We start from the raw sequence: 3,017 nt of genomic DNA on the forward strand, positions 1-3,017 counted from the left end.
GACATGCGGATGCCGGTCATGGACGGGCCGGAGGCCACGCTCGCGATCCGCCAATTGCCCGGTTATCGGTCGATCCCGATCCTGGCCATGACCGCCAGCGATCTCGCCGAGGATATCCAGCAGTGTCGCGATTCGGGAATGAACGATTATCTCGCGAAACCGGTCGACCCGGTGGTGCTGTATCGGACCTTGCTGAAATGGCTGCCCCAAGCAAGCGGCGACACATGACCTCGCTTGCTCCGTCAAGACCAGGGTCGACGCGGTGTGGGGCAATCCCGATGTCGCGGGCGAGCGTCGCGCAAAGTCTGTCAGGGGACGCGCAAAGGGTCGTTTGAGCGACGGCGCGGGCAACCTTCGCACGGGGCGCGTCGGTCGTCGGGTTCGACCGGATTGCTGGAAATCATCGAAGTCGACCGCACTCTGCTCGTATCGTTACCATGATCGACCGCCAGACCATCCCGTCACGCGGCGCGTTCCGTTGAGCGCGTCTCGCCGCTCCAGTCCGGGCGGCAGTCCACCTGCCAGGTGGATGGGCCGTCCGTCAATCAGCCATCCGAACGAGGGAATCATGCAGGAAACATCGACAAGCGACGATCACCGGGACGCTGAGCGCGCGCATCGACTCAGAGATTTCCAGCGCATCCGCGCCTTCAGCGAACAACTCTGCGAACCCCTGGTCATCGAGGACTACGGTTTACAGACCGTCGTCGAGGCGAGTCCGCCCAAATGGCATCTGGCGCATGTCTCCTGGTTCTACGAGACCTTCCTGCTCCGGCCCTTTCTGCCGGGCTATCGGGTTTTCCATCCGCGTTTCGAGTATCTCTTCAACAGCTATTACGAACAGACCGGCAGCGGTTTCTGGCCGCGTCATGAGCGCGGCCTGCTGTCCCGCCCGACGGTGGCCGAGGTCTATGATTACCGCCAGCATGTCGACGCGGCCATGGCGCGGCTGATCGCCGAATGTCCGTCGACCGACTGGGCGACCGCGGAACCACGGTTAGGGATCGGTCTGAACCACGAGCAGCAGCATCAGGAACTCCTGATCACGGACATCAAGCGGCACTTCGCGCACAATCCGTTGCGTCCCGCCTATCGCGCGGATTTGCCGCAATCACCGCTCAGGGATCCAGACCCCTTGCGATGGCTGTCCTGCGACGGCGGTCTGGCCGAGATCGGCGCCCCGTCCCGCGCCGGTTCCGAGGGCTTCGCCTACGACAACGAACACCCGCGCCATCGGGTCTTTCTCGAACCCTTCGCGCTCGCGGACCGGCTCGTGACCAATGGCGAATTCCTGGAGTTCATGACCGATGGCGGCTATGAGCAGACCGCGCTCTGGCTCTCGGACGGCTGGGCGACGGTGCGTCAACACGGCTGGCGCAGCCCGCTCTACTGGGAGCGACAGGAGGGCGCCTGGCACCTCATGACCCTCTCCGGAATGCGCCCGCTGAACCCGGCCGAGCCGGTCTGCCATGTCAGCTACTACGAGGCGGATGCCTTCGCGACCTGGGCCGGCAAACGTCTTCCGACCGAGTCCGAATGGGAACGGGTCGCGGTCGACCAGCCCCTGACCGGCAACTTCGTCGATGCGGGCTGGCTGCATCCGCGTCCGGCCGGGCCAGCCGAGGGCGATGGACCGCGGCAGCTCTTCGGCGATGTCTGGGAGTGGACCGGCTCCGCCTATCTCCCCTATCCGGGCTATCGCGCGGCACCCGGCGCGCTCGGCGAATACAACGGTAAATTCATGTGCAATCAGATGGTCCTGCGCGGCGGTTCCTGCGCCACGTCTGCGGACCATGTCCGAGCCACCTATCGCAACTTTTTCTATCCTCGGGAACGCTGGCAGTTCAAAGGATTTCGACTCGCGGAGAGCAGGTCATGACACAGCACGCGGCGGTCAAACCACCGAGATATCAGGAACCGCATCCTGAAGGGGCAGGCACGGGGTCGCAAACCATGGACGCTGCGGACGGCGCGGAGGCACGCATCCGTTTCCACGACTATCATCCGACACCCGCCGATGTGCGCGCGGAGGTACTGGCCGGGCTCGGACAACCGCATAAACGGCTCCCGCCGAAACTCTTTTACGATCAGTCGGGCTCGCGTCTGTTCGATGCCATCACCGAACTGCCCGAATACTATCCGACCCGTACCGAGATCGGCATCCTGCGCGATCATGGCGCCGCGATGGCCGACCGTCTCGGACGCGGCTGCGTGCTGATCGAACTCGGGAGCGGCAGCAGCCTCAAGATCCAGACCCTGCTGGCCGCGCTGCAACCTCGCGTTTATGTCCCCATCGATATTTCCAGGGATCATCTACTGGAATCCGCGCACGCCCTGGCCGAGCGTTTCCCGGCGCTGTCGATCCATGCCGCCTGTGCCGACTATTCGGTTCCCTTCCAACTGCCGCTGGATCCTGGCTGGCGCGATCTGGCCGCGTTTTTCCCCGGATCGAGCATCGGCAATTTCGATCCCGAGGAGGCCCGGCGTTTTCTGGCGCGCATCGCCCGACTGCTCGGCGCGGGGGGGCGGTTACTGGTCGGTGTCGACCTGCGCAAGGATCCGGCGATCCTCAACGCCGCCTATAACGATGCCCGGGGGGTGACGGCGGCCTTCAACCTCAATCTGCTGACCCGCATCAATCGCGAGCTAGCGGGCGACTTCGATCTAAATGCGTTTGCCCATCGGGCCTTCTTCAACGAAGCCATGAGCCGGATCGAGATGCACCTGGTCAGTCTGGTCGAGCAACGGGTTCGGGTGAGCGGTCAGGACTTCGCGTTCCGGGATGGCGAAACCATTCACACCGAAAATTCCTATAAATACGGCATCGCCGATTTCCAAAGCCTCGCGCGGGATGCCGGTTTCGAGTCCGAGCAGATCTGGACCGATCCGGGGGAGTTGTTCAGTGTGCACTGTCTGCGCGTGACCGGCGTTTGATCAGGGCCTTGCGACCGTTCCCGGCGGCGAGCGCAGCGGCGCAAGTGAATCCGGATCAGGCGTTCGTTCGACATCCATCCATC

General features: G+C 63.7%; 3 protein-coding genes. All 3 read left to right on the top strand.

All coding sequences use genetic code 11. The features are described from left to right. Positions 1 to 228: response regulator (locus tag QZY07_RS18775; protein ID WP_295405983.1), on the top strand; the 228-nt coding region annotated here is incomplete at its 5' end. Between the two features lie 340 nt (positions 229 to 568). After that, the gene (gene egtB, locus QZY07_RS18780; protein WP_295405985.1) at positions 569 to 1,879 is read left to right on the top strand and encodes an ergothioneine biosynthesis protein EgtB; all 1,311 of its coding nucleotides are present in this window, start codon (positions 569 to 571) and stop codon (positions 1,877 to 1,879) included. Between the two features lie 74 nt (positions 1,880 to 1,953). Then, positions 1,954 to 2,934, top strand: coding sequence for an L-histidine N(alpha)-methyltransferase (gene egtD, locus QZY07_RS18785; protein WP_295405987.1), 981 nt, complete (start codon positions 1,954 to 1,956; stop codon positions 2,932 to 2,934). The last annotated feature ends 83 nt before the right edge of the window (positions 2,935 to 3,017 follow it).

It is taken from the genome of uncultured Thiocystis sp. (genome assembly GCF_903866365.1).
Taxonomy (GTDB): Bacteria; Pseudomonadota; Gammaproteobacteria; order Chromatiales; family Chromatiaceae; genus Chromatium.